16 protein-coding genes and 1 riboswitch are annotated in these 16142 nt (G+C 63.8%); of the genes, 10 read left to right on the top strand and 6 right to left on the bottom strand.

Translation table 11 applies throughout. The annotated features are described in order from the left end of the window. The first annotated feature begins 111 nt into the window (after positions 1-111). Positions 112-1326, top strand: a complete 1215-nt coding sequence (locus H9K76_RS04275) for a DesA family fatty acid desaturase (protein WP_187598334.1) — start codon at positions 112-114, stop codon at positions 1324-1326. 133 nt (positions 1327-1459) lie between these two features. Here H9K76_RS04275 and H9K76_RS04280 read toward each other — a convergent pair whose 3' ends face one another. From H9K76_RS04280 to trxB, 4 genes are all read right to left on the bottom strand, one after another. Continuing rightward, positions 1460-1993 carry a 6,7-dimethyl-8-ribityllumazine synthase gene (locus H9K76_RS04280; RefSeq protein ID WP_187598335.1) on the bottom strand — a complete coding sequence of 178 codons (534 nt, stop codon included), beginning with the start codon at positions 1991-1993 and terminating at the stop codon, positions 1460-1462. A 104-nt stretch (positions 1994-2097) separates the two neighbouring features. After that, a riboswitch (FMN riboswitch) is annotated at positions 2098-2269 on the bottom strand. Positions 2270-2454: 185 nt separating this feature from the next. Then, a complete protein-coding gene (gene rpmG / locus H9K76_RS04285) occupies positions 2455-2625 on the bottom strand; it encodes a 50S ribosomal protein L33 (RefSeq protein WP_187598336.1) in 171 nt (56 codons plus the stop codon). Positions 2626-2650: 25 nt separating this feature from the next. Then, complete coding sequence (gene rpmB / locus H9K76_RS04290; protein ID WP_187598337.1) at positions 2651-2884, bottom strand: 50S ribosomal protein L28; 234 nt, start codon at positions 2882-2884, stop codon at positions 2651-2653. 272 nt (positions 2885-3156) lie between these two features. After that, positions 3157-4113, bottom strand: a complete 957-nt coding sequence (gene trxB / locus H9K76_RS04295; RefSeq protein WP_187598338.1) for a thioredoxin-disulfide reductase — start codon at positions 4111-4113, stop codon at positions 3157-3159. Positions 4114-4518: 405 nt separating this feature from the next. Here trxB and H9K76_RS04300 point away from each other — a divergent pair, with 405 nt between their 5' ends. Together H9K76_RS04300 and lolA are read left to right on the top strand one after the other, a co-directional pair. Next, positions 4519-6852 (top strand): DNA translocase FtsK, encoded by a 2334-nt coding sequence (locus H9K76_RS04300; protein ID WP_187598339.1) that lies wholly within the window; start codon positions 4519-4521, stop codon positions 6850-6852. A 113-nt stretch (positions 6853-6965) separates the two neighbouring features. Next, a complete protein-coding gene (lolA, locus tag H9K76_RS04305; protein ID WP_187600451.1) occupies positions 6966-7598 on the top strand; it encodes an outer membrane lipoprotein periplasmic chaperone LolA in 633 nt (210 codons plus the stop codon). A gap of 31 nt (positions 7599-7629) precedes the next feature. On the opposite strand, the gene H9K76_RS04310 is transcribed toward lolA, so the two are convergent. Further along, on the bottom strand, positions 7630-9072 hold the full coding sequence (locus H9K76_RS04310; RefSeq protein WP_187598340.1) for an MFS transporter: 1443 nt from the start codon (positions 9070-9072) through the stop codon (positions 7630-7632). An 89-nt stretch (positions 9073-9161) separates the two neighbouring features. On the opposite strand from H9K76_RS04310, the gene H9K76_RS04315 reads away from it, so the two are divergent. The 7 genes from H9K76_RS04315 (at position 9162) to H9K76_RS04345 (ending at position 15578) form a co-directional block, all read left to right on the top strand. Next, a complete protein-coding gene (locus H9K76_RS04315; protein ID WP_187598341.1) occupies positions 9162-9818 on the top strand; it encodes a helix-turn-helix transcriptional regulator in 657 nt (218 codons plus the stop codon). Positions 9819-9932: 114 nt separating this feature from the next. Then, positions 9933-11234: a replication-associated recombination protein A gene (locus H9K76_RS04320; RefSeq protein WP_187598342.1), complete on the top strand. Its 1302-nt coding sequence runs from the start codon at positions 9933-9935 to the stop codon at positions 11232-11234. 306 nt (positions 11235-11540) lie between these two features. Then, a complete protein-coding gene (locus H9K76_RS04325) occupies positions 11541-12470 on the top strand; it encodes a branched-chain amino acid ABC transporter permease (RefSeq protein ID WP_187598343.1) in 930 nt (309 codons plus the stop codon). Positions 12471-12483: 13 nt separating this feature from the next. Beyond that, entirely contained in the window at positions 12484-13566 is a 1083-nt protein-coding gene (locus H9K76_RS04330; protein WP_187598344.1) for an ABC transporter permease subunit, read from the top strand. Between the two features lie 49 nt (positions 13567-13615). Next, complete coding sequence (locus H9K76_RS04335) at positions 13616-14398, top strand: ABC transporter ATP-binding protein (protein ID WP_187598345.1); 783 nt, start codon at positions 13616-13618, stop codon at positions 14396-14398. Between the two features lie 2 nt (positions 14399-14400). Further along, entirely contained in the window at positions 14401-15123 is a 723-nt protein-coding gene (locus H9K76_RS04340) for an ABC transporter ATP-binding protein (RefSeq protein WP_187598346.1), read from the top strand. Positions 15124-15215: 92 nt separating this feature from the next. Beyond that, positions 15216-15578: a DMT family protein gene (locus H9K76_RS04345; RefSeq protein WP_187598347.1), complete on the top strand. Its 363-nt coding sequence runs from the start codon at positions 15216-15218 to the stop codon at positions 15576-15578. A gap of 36 nt (positions 15579-15614) precedes the next feature. Here the strand turns inward: H9K76_RS04345 and H9K76_RS04350 are convergent, their stop codons facing one another. Continuing rightward, complete coding sequence (locus H9K76_RS04350) at positions 15615-16097, bottom strand: AmiS/UreI family transporter (protein WP_187598348.1); 483 nt, start codon at positions 16095-16097, stop codon at positions 15615-15617. Between the last annotated feature and the right edge of the window lie 45 nt (positions 16098-16142).

The following is a 16142-nucleotide window of genomic DNA, read 5'->3' on the forward strand; positions in this document are numbered from 1 at the left end:
CAATGCGGGTATATGCGTCTATATCAGGTGACAGGTTCCTAATATCTTCCCCATGCGCGCTGCACACGCTGCGGCGCTGTGGATTTTTCGCGTTTCCGGGGTTTTTCATCTATGTTGTTACCTGATTGGGCTGCACTCAACGCCGTCGTCGACTGGCTGGCCCATGGCGTGTGGGATCTGGCCTGGTGGCAGATCGTCCTGTACACGCTGTTCACCACGCACATCACGATCGCGGCGGTGACGATCTTCCTGCACCGCTCCCAGGCGCACCGCGCGCTCGAGCTGGGCGCCGTGCCGTCGCACTTCTTCCGGTTCTGGCTGTGGGTCGGCACCGGCATGCAGACCAAGGAGTGGGTCTCCATCCATCGCAAGCACCACGCCAAGTGCGAGACGGAGGACGATCCCCACAGCCCGCAGACGCGCGGGCTGAACACCGTGATGTGGCGCGGTGCCGAGCTTTACCGGGCCGAGGCAAGGAATGCCGAGACGCTGAAGAAGTTTGGCCACGGCACGCCCGACGACTGGGTCGAGCGCAATGTCTATTCGCGCTTCGCATGGCAGGGCGTGGGCCTGATGCTGATCCTGGACGTGATCCTGTTCGGCGGCATCGGCCTGACCGTGTGGGCCGTGCAGATGCTGTGGATCCCGTTCTGGGCCGCCGGCGTGGTCAACGGCGTCGGGCATTTCTGGGGGTACCGCAATTTCGAGGCCGTGGACGCATCGACCAACCTGGTGCCCTGGGGCATCGTGATCGGTGGCGAGGAACTGCACAACAACCACCACACCTATCCCACATCGGCCAAGTTCTCCGTGAAGAAGTACGAGTTCGACATCGGCTGGGTCTACATCAGCGCCATGCAGAAGGTGGGCTGGGCCAAGGTGAAGAAGCTGCCTCCCAAGATGCTTCTGGGCGAGGTCAAGCCCGTCGCCGACGAGAAAACCCTGGAAGCGCTGATCGCCAACCGCTACGAAGTGATGGCAGGTTATGCGCGCGGCGTCCGCCAGGCCTGCCGCGAGGAACTGGATGCCCTCAAGGCGCGCAAGGCCGATGTGTCCGCCATGCGTGCGGCCAATCGCTGGCTGCACCGTGACTCGGAGAAGGTGCCGGCTCGCTGGCACCAGAAGCTCGCCGAAGCGCGGGCCGCGCACCCGGTGCTCGACAAGATGATCACGATGCGCGAGGAACTGCGCCAGCTGTGGCTCAATACCTCGCACTCGCGCGAGCAGCTCACCTCCGACCTGCAGGCCTGGTGCCAGCGCGCGGAAGCGAGCGGTATTGCGGCGCTGCAGGAGTTCTCGCGCAAGCTGCGCGCCGCGCGCGCCTGAACCTGCGCTGACCTCACTGGCGACGCGCGTTTGACGCGCAGCCGGAGGCGGTCCCCAAACGAGAAGCCCCGCAGGATGGTGATTCCGTCCTGCGGGGCTTTGTGCTTTTGCGGCCTGCGGTTCCGCCAGCCGGTCAGGCGGCTGTTGCCGTGGCGGTGCCCAGCAGATCGTTCACCAGAGCGTGCTGCGCAAGGGTATGCGCGCAGGCATTGGCGGCTTCCTCGCCCTTCTTCACGAAATGCTGGAAGAAGTAGTCGTGGTGATCGTCATGGTCGTGGAAATTGAGTGGCGTGAGCGCGACCGAGAACACCGGCACGCCGGTGTCGAGCTGCACGCGCATGAGTCCGTCGATCACGGCCGTGGTGACGAACTCATGGCGGTAGATGCCGCCGTTGACGATCAGTGCGCAGGCGATCACGGCGTCGAACTGGCCGGAGGCGGCCAGCTTGTGCGCCATGAGCGGAATCTCGAACGCGCCGGGCAGTTCCACGGTCTGGATGCGGGCGGCGTCTGCGCCGAGCTCGACCAGTCGGCGGATGGCCGAGTCACGCGCCTGGTGCACGATGTCGTCGTGCCAGTTGGCGCTGATGATGGCGATACGGGTCGACGATGGCACGCGGGGCACAGCGTCGGAAGGGGACAGATGTTGCAGGTCAATCTGATTCATTTGCTTCTCTTGGTTGGCAAGCGTTTCAATGAATCAGGGCGCGCGAAACGAACGCCGGCCCGCGAACGTTCGAACCAGCGAGCGCGCGCGTGCAGGCATCTGCTTCACGTTTCTCTTTCATCCGGACTGTGACCGTCGGCCCTGGCATCTCACCAGATCTGCTGACCCAAGGCCCTTGTTGCAAGGGTCTCGGCGCTCGCGGGCTGCTGGCGTCACTCTTTGCAAGGTGCGCCAGATACCGCCGGTGGGGAATTGCGCCCCGCCCTGAGAACGTGGGTGCCAATTCATGGCACCGCTGTCGATTGTAGGAGCATGTCAATGACAATGCTGGCAAGCGGGCGACAGACAGCATCGCGTTCCGTACTGTGAGCAGGGCGGCCCCGGCGAGGAATGGAGCCGCCAACAAAAAACCGCCAGAGCATTCGCTGTTGGCGGTTTCTTGCGGCAAGTCCGAAGTGCAATTACTTCAGCTTGATTTCCTTGTACTCGACGTGCTTGCGAGCCTTGGGATCGAACTTCGTGATCAACATCTTTTCAGGCATTGTCTTCTTGTTCTTTGTGGTGGTGTAGAAGTGGCCGGTACCCGCAGTGGATTCCAGCTTGATCTTTTCGCGTCCGCCTTTAGAAGCCATGGTTTTTCTCCTTTAGGTTGAGAATTTAAGCTTGGCCACGAGCGCGCATGTCTGCGAGCACGGAGTCAATACCGTTCTTGTCGATCAGGCGCAGAGCAGCGCTGGTGACGCGCAGGCGCACCCAACGGTTTTCGCTCTCGACCCAGAAACGGCGGTATTGCAGGTTAGGGAGGAAACGACGCTTGGTCTTGTTGTTGGCGTGGGAAACGTTGTTTCCCACCATGGGCTTCTTGCCCGTTACTTCACATACGCGTGCCATGAGGACAACACCTATAAGTTTTAACGGTCGCCTGCACCAGAAACCTGCCATACAAGCAGGATGTGCTGACAACCTCACCTCGCCAGTTTGATCAATGGGTGGCGGTAGCCCGATTGCCGTCCTCGGGCCACGTGGCGTGATGCCAGACGCGATCCAATATTCAGCAAAGCCAAGAATTATAGCCTGAAATCAAAATTTGCGGTTTTGCTCCCTTTCCGCGGATGGATGGGGAGCAAAAAGCAGCCGCGCGCGTACTCCGTACGCTCTTCTTGTTACTCTTCCTGCTCGAGGAAGCGCTGTGCGTCCAGCGCAGCCATGCAGCCCGTGCCCGCACTGGTGATTGCCTGGCGGTATACGTGGTCCTGCACATCGCCGGCAGCGAACACGCCGGGAACGCTGGTCTGCGTGGCGAAGCCCTTGAGGCCGCCCTGGGTGACGATGTAGCCGGTCGCATCCATTTCGAGATGGCCCTTGAAGATCTCGGTGTTGGGCGAGTGGCCGATCGCGATGAAGCAGCCCTGCAGCGTGATGTCCTCGGTGTGGCCGTCCTGGGTGCTCTTGATGCGGATGCCCGTCACGCCGCTCTTGTCGCCAAGCACTTCGTCCAGCGTGAAGTGGGTCTTGAGCTCGATCTTGCCTTCCTTGACCTTTTCCATCAGCTTGTCGACGAGGATGGGTTCGGCCTTGAACTTGTCGCGGCGGTGGACCAGGGTCACCTTGCTGGCGATGTTGCTCAAATACAACGCTTCTTCGACGGCCGTATTGCCGCCGCCGATCACGCAGACCGGTTGCTCGCGGTAGAAGAAGCCGTCACATGTGGCGCAGGCGGACACGCCCTTGCCCATGAAGGCTTCTTCGGAAGGCAGGCCCAGGTACTTGGCCGAGGCGCCGGTGGCGATGATGAGCGAGTCACAGGTGTACTCACCCGAGTCGCCCGTCAGGGTGAACGGGCGCTTGCTGAAGTCGACCTTGTTGATGTGGTCGAAGACGATCTGGGTGCGGAAGCGCTCCGCGTGCTCCAGGAAGCGCTGCATCAGTTCCGGACCCTGGACGCCCATCACGTCGGCGGGCCAGTTGTCCACTTCGGTGGTCGTCATGAGCTGGCCGCCCTGGGCGAGGCCAGTGACGAGCAGCGGATTCAGGTTGGCGCGGGCGGCATAGATGGCGGCCGTGTAGCCGGCAGGGCCGGAACCGAGAATCAGGACTTTGGCGTGAAGGGTGTTCGACATGGTTGTTGCCATTCAGTTTGCGCGCTCCATGCCACCCGGCACGGCGGGCCGGCGGCGAGGAGTGGGTTGAACAATCGGATGAAGGAGGGCGGGTGTCGCAGGCTCGCGAGGCGGCTGCGCTGCGCTCCCATGCCTCTCATTGTAGGGAGGGCGCATTAACGGAGTAAGCCAAGGTTTTTGATCTCGCCGATAGATATCGTCAACACGCGCAGGCCGCAGGCCGATGGGCATGTCAATTCTTGGCAAATGGACGGGAACAGCCGGGCGGGTGCGGCTGCCGGGCACATTCAGTCACATTCGAATGTCGTTGCAGAAGATAAATCTGGCGACAATGTGCTGTCTCCATCGCCCAACGGGGCGAGCGATGGCTGCGCCCATGGGGTAAGCTAGCCGCTTGATTCCGATATGACCTATTCCCTCAATACCTTGAATGCTTCTTCTGGTGGCAAATCGGCGCCGCGATCGTGGGCCGCGCGATTCAGCCACGAAATCGGCCTGGTAGTGGGCTTGCTGGCGCTGGTGTTCTGGCTGCTGGCTCTCGTGAGTTACAACGCGCAGGATGCCGCCTGGTCCACATCGGGCAGCGGCCGGCATGTTTCCAATTGGGTGGGGCGCTTTGGCGCCTGGCTGGCCGATTGCAGCTACTATGCGCTGGGCTTTTCTGTCTGGTGGTGCGTCGTGGCCGCCATCAAGGCCTGGATCTCATCGCTCGCCTTCTGGATGCGCGGCGGTGCGCAGCCGCAAGGCCCTGTCGGGCCCTGGGCACGTCGCTCGATGTTCTGGATGGGGCTGCTGATCCTGGTGTTGAGCAGCACGGCGCTGGAATGGTCACGCCTGTATCGCTACGACACCTTCCTGCCGGGACAGGCGGGCGGCATGCTGGGCTACACGACGGGCCAGTTCGCGATGAACTGGCTGGGCGATGCGGGCTCGGGCCTCATCGGCGTGATTCTGGTGGTGCTGGGCGCGGCCATGGTGTTCGGGTTCTCGTGGGGGCAACTGGCCGAGCGCATTGGCGGCTCCATCGATGGCCTGGTGCAGGGCAGCCGCGCCAAGCGCGAGAAGGCGCGTGACGAGGCCGCTGGTAAGCAGGCTGCACGCGAGCGCGCCGTGGTGGTGTCCGAGGAGCGCAACGAGATCGAGGAGCACCATCCACAGCCGGTGCAGATCATCGAGCCGGTGTTCACTGAACCGCAGCAGAGTACGCGCGTGGTCAAGGAGCGCCAGAAGCCGCTGTTCTCCGAGCTGCCCGACAGCAAGCTGCCGCAGGTGGACCTGCTGGACGCGGCCCAGGCGCGCCAGGAAACGGTGTCGCCGGAGACGCTGGAGATGACCAGCCGCCTGATCGAGAAGAAGCTCAAGGACTTCGGTGTGGAAGTGGCCGTCGTGGCCGCGGCACCCGGCCCGGTGATCACGCGCTACGAGATCGAGCCCGCCACGGGCGTGAAGGGCTCGCAGGTGGTGAACCTGGCCAAGGATCTGGCGCGTTCGCTGTCGCTGGTGTCGATCCGCGTGATCGAGACGATCCCGGGCAAGAACTTCATGGCGCTCGAACTGCCAAACGCCAAGCGCCAGTCGATCAAGCTTTCCGAAATCCTGGGCTCGCAGGTCTATCATGACGCCAAGAGCATGCTCACCATGGGCCTGGGCAAGGACATCGTGGGCAACCCGGTCGTAGCTGATCTCGCCAAGATGCCGCACGTGCTGGTGGCCGGTACGACGGGCTCGGGCAAGTCGGTGGGTATCAATGCGATGATCCTGTCGCTGCTCTACAAGGCCGAGGCGCGTGACGTGCGCCTGATGATGATCGACCCCAAGATGCTGGAAATGTCGGTCTACGAAGGCATTCCGCACCTGCTGTGCCCGGTGGTCACCGACATGCGCCAGGCAGCGCACGGCTTGAACTGGTGCGTGGCCGAGATGGAGCGCCGCTACAAGCTGATGAGCAAGATGGGTGTGCGCAATCTGGCGGGCTACAACGCCAAGATCGACGACGCCAAGGCGCGCGAGGAATTCATCCCCAACCCGTTCAGCCTCACGCCCGAGGAGCCGGAACCGCTGGAGCGCCTGCCCCACATCGTCGTGATCATCGACGAGCTGGCCGACCTGATGATGGTGGTGGGCAAGAAGATCGAGGAGCTGATCGCGCGCCTGGCGCAAAAGGCGCGCGCAGCGGGCATCCACCTGATCCTGGCGACGCAGCGCCCGAGCGTGGACGTGATCACCGGCCTCATCAAGGCCAACATCCCGACCCGCATCGCCTTCCAGGTGAGCAGCAAGATCGACAGCCGCACGATTCTCGACCAGATGGGGGCAGAGGCACTGCTCGGCATGGGCGACATGCTCTACATGGCCAGCGGCACGGGCCTGCCGATCCGCGTGCACGGAGCATTCGTGTCGGACGAGGAAGTACACCGTGTAGTCAGCTACCTCAAGGAGCAAGGGGAGCCCGACTACATCGAAGGCGTGCTCGAGGGTGGTACGGTCGATGGAGAGGACAGCGGCTTCGGCGGTGACGGCGAGGGCGGCAACGGGGAGAAGGACCCGATGTACGACCAGGCCGTGGAGATCGTGCTCAAGGACCGCAAGGCCAGCATCTCCTACGTGCAGCGCAAGCTGCGCATCGGCTACAACCGTTCCGCGCGCCTGCTCGAGGACATGGAGAAGGCCGGCTTGGTGAGTGCGCTCACGGCCAGCGGCCAGCGCGAAGTGCTGGTGCCCGCGCGCGGCGGCGAATGAGCGCCGGCGGGATCTCCCGCCGAGCCCGCATCCATTCGCCCATCGACCCTGGCCTTCCAAGGGAACCGCGGACGCGGTTTCCAGGTCAGAGCACACAGGAGTTCCAATCTATGATGAAACGTTTGATCGCCACAGTGTTGACGGCAGCCTGCGCACAGGTCGCCAGCGCCGATGGCCTGCAGAGCCTGGAAGGCTTCATGAAGGGCGTGGCGAGTGGCCGCTCGGAATTCACGCAGACCGTGACCTCGCCGCCCAAGGAGGGGCAGCAGCCAAGGGTGAAGACCTCGAGCGGAAGCTTCGAGTTCCGGCGCCCCGGTCTCTTCAAGTTCGTCTATCAAAAACCGTTCGAGCAGACCATCGTGGCCGACGGGAAGACCCTCTGGCTCTACGACGCCGACCTGAACCAGGTCACGCAGCGTTCGCAGGCGCAGGCGCTGGGCAGCACGCCCGCCGCGCTGCTGGCGTCGGCGCCCGACCTGTCGGCGCTGAAGGCCGACTTCAACCTGGCCTCCGCGCCGGACCAGGACGGACTGCAATGGGTCGAGGCAGCCCCCAAGGCCAAGGACGGACAGCTCAAGAGCGTGCGCGTGGGCTTCGCGGGCGACCGGTTGGCGGTGCTGGACATCATGGACAGCTTCGGCCAGCGCTCGCAGCTGAAGTTCAGCAACATGCAGGTCAATCCGCAATTGCCGGCCGATACCTTCCAGTTCAAGCCGCCTGCGGGCGCCGATGTGGTGAAGCAGTAAGCTCCCGGGCCGCAGGACGGCTGCGCTGCGCTCAGTGGTTCGCCAGGAACCTGCGAATCGCGACCAGTGCCAGCAACGGGAAGATCGCAAAGGTGGCGAACAGCCAGAGTGCCGCATGGCCGAGCACCTGGGGATCGGTACTCGCCGACACGCCGAGCGCATTGGCGAACAGCCCTGCCAACGCCGCACCGACCGCCATGCCGTAGAGCTGCACCGTGCTGATGGCTGCGGAGGCCGCGCTGGCCTCATCGGGCGGCGCGCAATGCAGGATGGCGTTGAGCAGGTGGGGCCAGGCCGATCCCACGCCCAGGCCGATGAGGGCCAGGGCCACCGCGTTGAGCAGCAGGGCTCCCGCGAAGGCCATGGGCATTGCGAAGGCCAGCAGGGCGAGACCTGCCAGGCAGAGCGTGGGCCCGAGCCACATCAGGGTGCGTGAGCGGTTGCCCGTGGCACCCGAGAAGCTGACGGACGCGAGGGACCAGCCTCCTGCCATGAGGGCCGTCGTGTACCCGGCCGTCAAAGGCTTGAGGCCGTGCAGGTGCTGCAGGAAGTAGGGCACGTAGATTTCCACCATCGTGCCCATGAGCAGCAGGGTGATCACCGCGTAGAGCTTGCCCAGCGGGCTGCCGAGGGACGTGCCTCCCCGCGGCAGAAGCCGGGCCGCCGCCCCGCGTTCGGCCATGATCGCAATCCCTCCGATGCCGAGGCCTGCAAGAACGCAGGCCGCCTGCCAGGCACCCGCGGGCACCACACTGGCTGCCGCGACGAGCACCACGGACAGGGCCAGCAGCACGATCTGCCTTCCCGGGATGCCGCCGACAGCGGCATCGGGCTGGTTCAGCATCCGGGCGGGCTGCAGCTGTACCCAGACCAGGGCCATCTGCAGCGCGATCAGCGGCAGCAGGAACCAGAAGGCCCAGCGCCAATGTCCGGACTGCGCGAACAGCCCGCCCACGGCGGGGCCGCTCAGGGTCGCGATGCCCCACATGCCTGACACCAGCGCGATCGCGCGCGGCCACAGGCGCGGCACGAAGACCATGCGGATCAGCGTGTAGCTGAGCGCGGCCAGGGTGCCGCCACCCAGCCCCTGCACCGTTCGCCCGAGCAGCATCGTGGGCATGTTCAGGGCGCCGGCGCACAGGAGCGTGCCTACCGCGAAAAGGAGCAGCGCCGAGGCCATGGCCGTGCGCGCGCCGAAAGCCGCCAGGACCCGCACCGAAAGCGCGGCGCCGACGATGGATGCCACCACGAACAGCGTCGTGTTCCACGCATACCACTCGAGGCCGCCGATCTCGCGCACCACCGACGGCAGTACCGTGGTCACGATGTGCACGTTGATCGCATGCATGGCCACGGCACCGGTGAGCGCAAGCGCCTTGAGTCCATTGCGGCCTCCGAGCAGCTCGCTCCATCCAGCGGGCTTGGTGGTGTGGGGCGACGGTGGTACGGGGTCTGTCCGGGTTGTACTTTTCATGGAAGCCTCATGGCATGGAATAATGCAAGTAGTTTCTTGTAATTTATCAAAGCCAGCGATATTAACCAAGCTATTGCTTTTATAAAAATATGCAATCGAACACGATCATGGCGACCGAGCCGAACGCCACGGACCGCATGCTGCAGGCCGTCAAGCGTCTTGCACCCGTGGGTACCAGCACGCTCGCCCGGCATCTCCAGATGACCGTTGAAGCGGCGCGCCAGCAGGTCAACCGCCTGCTCGAGCAAGGTTTGATCGCGGGCGAGATGCAACCAGCCAAGGGGGCGGGGCGGCCCGGGCAGGCCTGGAGGCTGACGGAGGCGGGGCAGCGCCATTTCCCCGACGCCCATGCCCAGCTCACGGTACAGCTCATCGACGCGGTGCGCGCTGTGTTTGGCGAGGAAGGCCTTGAAAGGCTCATTGCCGCCAGGGAGGCGGAGTCGAGAAGCCGGTACGCGGCAGCCTGCACGGGCAAGAAACTGTCGACGCGTTTCGAGCAGCTGGCCCGGGTTCGTTCCGAGGAGGGCTACATGGCCCGCGTGGAAAAGGACGGCGGCGCGCTGATCTTTCTCGAGGACCACTGTCCGATCTGCGCCGCCGCGGACTCCTGTCGCGGCTTCTGCCGCTCCGAGGAGGCGCTGCTCCAGGAAATCGCCGGTGACCAGGCCCGTGTGGTGCGCGGTGAATACCTGCTCGAGGGCGGAAACCGGTGCGCCTATCGCGTGATTCCGATCACTGCGCTTTGATCGCGGTGGCGGCCCGGACTTGAAGGCCGGGCGGGGCCGCACGGGCATGGTTTCCCCTCGCGCGTGCCAACGGCGGTACGATCAAGGCTGTTTGTCCTGCCTTCGTTTTCCGTCATGCCCGCACCAGTCCCCCACCAACCCCTCGCCGAACGCCTGCGCCCGCACAACCTGGGTGAAGTGATCGGGCAGCAGCATGTGCTGGGACCGGGCATGCCCCTGCGGCTGGCATTCGAGTCGGGACAGCCGCACAGCTGCATCCTGTGGGGCCCGCCGGGCGTTGGAAAGACGACGATCGCACGGCTCATGGCAGAGGCGTTCGATGCGCAGTTCATTTCGATCAGCGCCGTGCTGGGCGGCGTCAAGGACATCCGCGAAGCGGTCGAGCGCGCCGAGGCCGCCCGCGACGGGCTCATGCAGCAGCGCACGATCGTGTTTGTCGACGAGGTGCACCGGTTCAACAAGAGCCAGCAGGATGCGTTCCTGCCGCACGTGGAAAGCGGCCTGTTTACCTTTGTCGGTGCGACGACGGAGAATCCGTCGTTCGAGGTGAATTCCGCGCTGCTCTCGCGCGCGGCGGTCTACGTGCTGCAGCCGCTGACCGCGGACGACCTGAAGCAGATCGTCGCCAAGGCACGGGAGCTCGACGCGGTCCCGAAGATCGAGGCCGATGCGCTCGACCGTTTGATCGCCTACGCGGACGGTGATGCCCGGCGCCTGCTGAACACGCTCGAGACACTGGCGGTCACGGCGAAGCAGGCGGGTGTGGAGGCGATCTCCGACGAATGGCTGCTCAAGGTGCTGGGTGAACGCATGCGCCGCTACGACAAGGGCGGTGAACAGTTCTACGACACCATCAGCGCCCTGCACAAGTCGGTGCGCGGTTCGGACCCCGATGCGGCACTGTACTGGCTGGTGCGCATGCTCGACGGCGGCGCGGATCCGCGCTACATGGCGCGGCGGCTGGTGCGCATGGCAAGCGAGGACATTGGCCTGGCCGACCCGCGCGCGCTGAGGCTTGCGCTCGATGCCTCCGAGGTCTACGAGCGCCTGGGCTCGCCCGAGGGCGAACTGGCGCTGGCGCAATGTGTTGTTTATTTGGCTGTCGCACCCAAATCGAACGCGGTCTACAAGGCCTACAACCAGGTGCGCGCCTTTGTGAAGCAGGACGGCACCAGACCTGTGCCCATGCACCTGCGCAATGCACCCACCCGGCTCATGAAGGAGCTCGATTACGGTAAGGGTTATCGCTATGCGCACGACGAAGAGGGGGGCTTTGCTGCAGGCGAGAACTACCTGCCAGAGGGCATGGAGGCGCCCGGTTTCTACCGCCCGGTTCCACGGGGGCTGGAGATCAAGATCGGCCAGAAGCTCGATGAATTGCAGCAGCTCAATGCTGCGGCGCAAAAACGGGAATGAACCAGCCGTTTGCCCGGATTCCATTTCTGAGTCTTGACTTGCGCAATTCGCGTGTTCCCTATGTGTAGCCGAATGTGCTTGTCCTAATAATGAATTCCATCGGCTAACTCAGGTCGCAGGCGCGGGGACATGATCCCCGAGGAAACGATCGGGCCCGTTGCATTTCACTGGTATCGATCCACCGCGTGAACCCGCACAGACAACAGAACTGGCGGGTTTTTTGCTAAGCGCTTACGGCGCATGCACGCGGCGGCCGATATCGGTGGGAAGGCGGCAAGCGCTCATCAATCGCGAAGGATTTTCGTTATGGACATTTTGCTGCAGCAGATCATCAACGGTCTGGTACTTGGCAGCATGTACGCCCTCATAGCGCTCGGCTATACGATGGTGTACGGCATCATTCAGCTCATCAACTTCGCCCACGGCGAGGTGCTCATGATCGGGGCGATCACCAGTTGGAGTTGCATCGGGATGATGCAGGAGGCCATGCCCGGCGCACCAGGTTGGCTGGTGCTCCTGATCGCCACGATCATCGCCTGCATCGTGGCGGCAGCGCTGAATTTCACGATCGAGAAGATCGCCTACCGGCCGCTGCGCAACAGTCCGCGTCTGGCTCCGTTGATCACCGCGATCGGCATGTCCATCCTGCTCCAGACGGTGGCGATGATCATCTGGAAGCCCAACTACAAGCCCTATCCGACGCTGCTGTCGTCCGATCCCTATCACCTTGGCAACGCGGTGATCACGCCCACGCAGATCATGATCCTCGTGACGACCGTGGTGGCCCTCGCCGCGATGGTCTATCTGGTGAACTACACCAAGCTCGGACGCGCCATGCGCGCCACGGCGGAGAACCCGAAGGTGGCGGCGCTGATGGGAGTGAAGCCGGACATGGTGATCTCGGCCACCTTCATCATCGGTGCCATCCTCGCGGCGATCGCCGGCATCATGTATGCCTCCAACTACGGCACGGCGCAGCATGCGATGGGCTTCCTGCCAGGGCTCAAGGCCTTCACGGCAGCGGTGTTCGGCGGCATCGGCAACCTGGCCGGGGCTGTCGTGGGCGGCGTGCTCCTGGGGCTGATCGAGGCCATCGGCGCGGGCTACATCGGCCCGCTGACCGGCGGGCTGCTGGGCAGCAACTATGTGGATATCTTCGCATTCATCGTGCTGATCATCGTGCTGACGCTCAGGCCATCGGGCCTGCTGGGCGAGCGTGTGGCGGACCGGGCTTGAAGGGAGCACGAACATGAATCAAGGGAACAAGAAAGTCTCGTGGCTGATCGGCGGCATCGTCCTGCTCGTGCTGCCGCTGGTGCTTCAATACTTCGGCAATGCATGGGTGCGCATTGCGGATCTGGCGCTGCTCTACGTGATGCTGGCGCTGGGCCTCAACATCGTGGTGGGCTACGCGGGCCTGCTGGACCTGGGCTATGTGGCCTTCTACGCCGTGGGCGCCTACATGTTCGCCCTGCTGGCATCACCGCAGCTGAGCGAGAACTTTGCCTGGTTCAGCGCGCATTTCCCGAATGGCCTGCACCTGTCGCTGTGGATGGTGATTCCGCTGGCCCTGGTGCTTGCGGCGGGGACCGGGGTGCTTCTGGGGATACCGGTGCTCAAGCTGCGGGGCGACTACCTTGCGATCGTGACGCTGGGCTTCGGCGAGATCATCCGCATCTTCATGAACAACCTCGATCACCCGGTCAATGTCACCAACGGTCCCAAGGGCATCGGCGAGATCGATTCTGTGAAGATCTTCGGGCTGAACCTGGGCAAGCGCCAGGAGATCTTCGGCTACGACATCAGCTCGGTCACGCTGTACTACTACCTGTTCCTCGCCCTGGTGCTGATCACCATCCTCGTGTGCTATCGCCTGCAGGACTCGCGTATCGGCCGCGGCTGGATGGCGATCCGCGAGGACGAGATCGCCGCCAAGGCCATGGGCATCAACACCCGCAACATGAAACTGCTGGCGTTCGGCATGGGCGCGTCGTTCGGCGGTGTGTCGGGGGCCATGTTCGCGGCCTTCCAGGGCTTTGTCTCGCCCGAGTCCTTCAGCCTGATGGAGTCGGTGATGATCGTTGCGATGGTGGTGCTGGGCGGCATCGGCCATATCCCCGGGGTGATCCTGGGTGCGGTGCTGCTGTCGGCGTTGCCCGAGGTGCTGCGCTACGTGGCGGGTCCGCTGCAGGACCTGACGGGAGGACGGCTCGACGCGTCCATCCTGCGGCAGCTGCTGATCGCGCTGGCGATGATCGTCATCATGCTGCTGCGCCCGCGCGGCCTGTGGCCTTCGCCGGAGCATGGCAAGAACTTCCCGCAGAAGGTCTGAACGGCCCGTGCAAGACACGACAACATCCAAGATTCAACAGAGCAACGATATGGCAGAAACATCAGACGATGTGGTGCTGAAGGTGGCGGGCGTTTCCAAGCGATTCGGCGGCCTGCAGGCACTTTCGGACGTCGGCATCACCATTCGGCGCGGTCAGATCTACGGACTGATCGGACCCAACGGCGCCGGCAAGACAACCTTCTTCAACGTCATCACGGGCCTCTACACGCCGGATGCCGGCAGCTTCGTGCTGGCGGGCCAGCCCTACCGGCCGACAGCGGTGCACTTGGTCGCGAAGACCGGCATTGCACGAACCTTCCAGAACATCCGCCTGTTTGCGGAAATGACGGCGCTCGAGAACGTCATGGTGGGTCGCCATGTGCGCACGCACTCGGGGTTGTTCGGCGCGGTGTTCCGCACGCCGGGCTTCAAGCGCGAGGAGGCAGAGATCCGCGAGCGGGCAAGGCAGCTGCTCGATTACGTCGGCATCGGCAAGTACGCGGATTTCAAGGCGCGCACGTTGTCCTACGGGGACCAGCGGCGCCTGGAGATCGCTCGTGCGCTGGCCACCGACCCGCAACTGATCGCCCTGGATGAACCCGCGGCGGGCATGAACGCCACCGAGAAGGTGCAGTTGCGCGAACTGATCGACCGCATCCGCAAGGACAACCGCACCATCCTGCTGATCGAGCATGACGTGAAGCTGGTGATGGGCCTGTGCGACCGCGTGACGGTGCTCGACTACGGCAAGCAGATTGCCGAAGGCACGCCGGCCGACGTGCAGAAGAACGAAAAAGTGATCGAGGCCTATCTGGGCACCGGAGGACATTGAGCATGGCCGAAGCACAAGTGTTGTTGAAAGTGAGCGGCCTGCGCGTGGCCTATGGCGGCATCCAGGCCGTGAAGGGCGTGGACATGGAAGTGCGTGAGGGCGAATTGGTGTCGCTGATCGGCTCCAACGGCGCGGGCAAGACCACGACGATGAAGGCCATCACCGGGCTGCTGTCGATGAACGATGGCGACATCGAGTACCTTGGCCGCAGCATCAAGGGCAAGGGCGCGTGGGACCTGGTCCGCGAGGGCCTGGTGATGGTGCCCGAAGGGCGTGGCGTGTTCGCGCGCATGACCATCACGGAAAACCTGCAGATGGGCGCCTACATTCGCAACGACCAGGCGGGTATCAAGGACGACATCGAGCGCATGTTCAACGTTTTCCCGCGGCTGCGCGAACGCAAGGACCAGCTGGCCGGAACCATGTCGGGCGGCGAGCAGCAGATGCTGGCGATGGGCCGCGCGCTCATGAGCCGGCCCAAGGTGCTGCTGCTCGATGAGCCGTCGATGGGCCTGTCGCCGATCATGGTGGACAAGATCTTCGAGGTGGTGGGCGACGTCTACAAGCTCGGCGTGACCATCCTGCTGGTCGAGCAGAACGCCAGCCGCGCATTGCAGATGGCCAACCGGGGCTATGTGATGGAGTCCGGCATCATCACGATGACGGGAGAGGGCGTCTCGCTGCTGAACGACCCGCGCGTGCGCGCTGCCTACCTGGGCGAATGAGCCGGAAATGAAACGGAGTTGACGGACCTGGGCGCCTGCGTTGCGCTACATTGCCAGCCCATCCGGCCTCTGGCCCGTTTCAGCATCCCATCATGCAATTCCTGCAATCGCTTCCCATCTCGCTACAGACCATCCTGCTGCTGCTCGCCAGCAACGTGTTCATGACGTTTGCCTGGTACGGGCACCTGAAGAATCTCTCGACCTCGCCCTGGTACATCGCCGCGCTGGTGAGCTGGGGCATCGCGCTGTTCGAGTACCTGCTGCAGGTGCCTGCGAACCGGATCGGTGCGACCCAGATGTCGCTCGGCCAGCTCAAGATCCTGCAGGAGGTCATCACGCTCACGGTGTTCGTGCCGTTTGCGGTGTTCTACATGGGGCAGCCGCTCAAGTGGGACTATCTCTGGGCGGGGCTGTGCATGGTGGGGGCGGTCTTCTTCATCTTCCGCAGCGCCTGATATCTGAGGCTGCACAAAGCGTCGGGGCGTGGTGCCTCACCACCGCCCCAGCAGCATCAGCGCGCCCGGAATCCAGCAACTGGCAATGCCGGTGAACACCGTATAGACGGGCAGGAAGCGCAGTGTCCTGCCCAGGCCCTGAACGATGAAGAAGAACAGCCAGAGCGAAGACCAGAGCAGCCACATCACGATCATGCGCATGTCGGTCTCCATGGCGGCGAACATCAGCGCCGACACCGCGACGAAGCCGCAGTACCAGCCCATTGCGACGCCCTTGAGCCCGTACCACTGCACGGCGGCGGCATAGAGGTAGGTGAACGCGAACAGCAGGCCGCCCGCCGCAGTGAAATATCCGGAACCACCGTCGGCGCGGTACAGCCCGAGCAGGTTGACGAACAGCGCGAGGCCGCCCACCAGCAGGTTGAAGGGCGCTGCGTCGCGGGGCTCGATGCGACCGGCAAGGCCCATGCCATTCACGATCAGCACAGCACCAATGAAGAAAAGCGACACGCCCAGCATCTTGAAGACCCCGCAATGGACAAACAACCGACCGTCAAGGAAGAA

This window comes from Diaphorobacter ruginosibacter, from assembly GCF_014395975.1.
Classification (GTDB): Bacteria; Pseudomonadota; Gammaproteobacteria; order Burkholderiales; family Burkholderiaceae_C; genus Diaphorobacter_A; species Diaphorobacter_A ruginosibacter.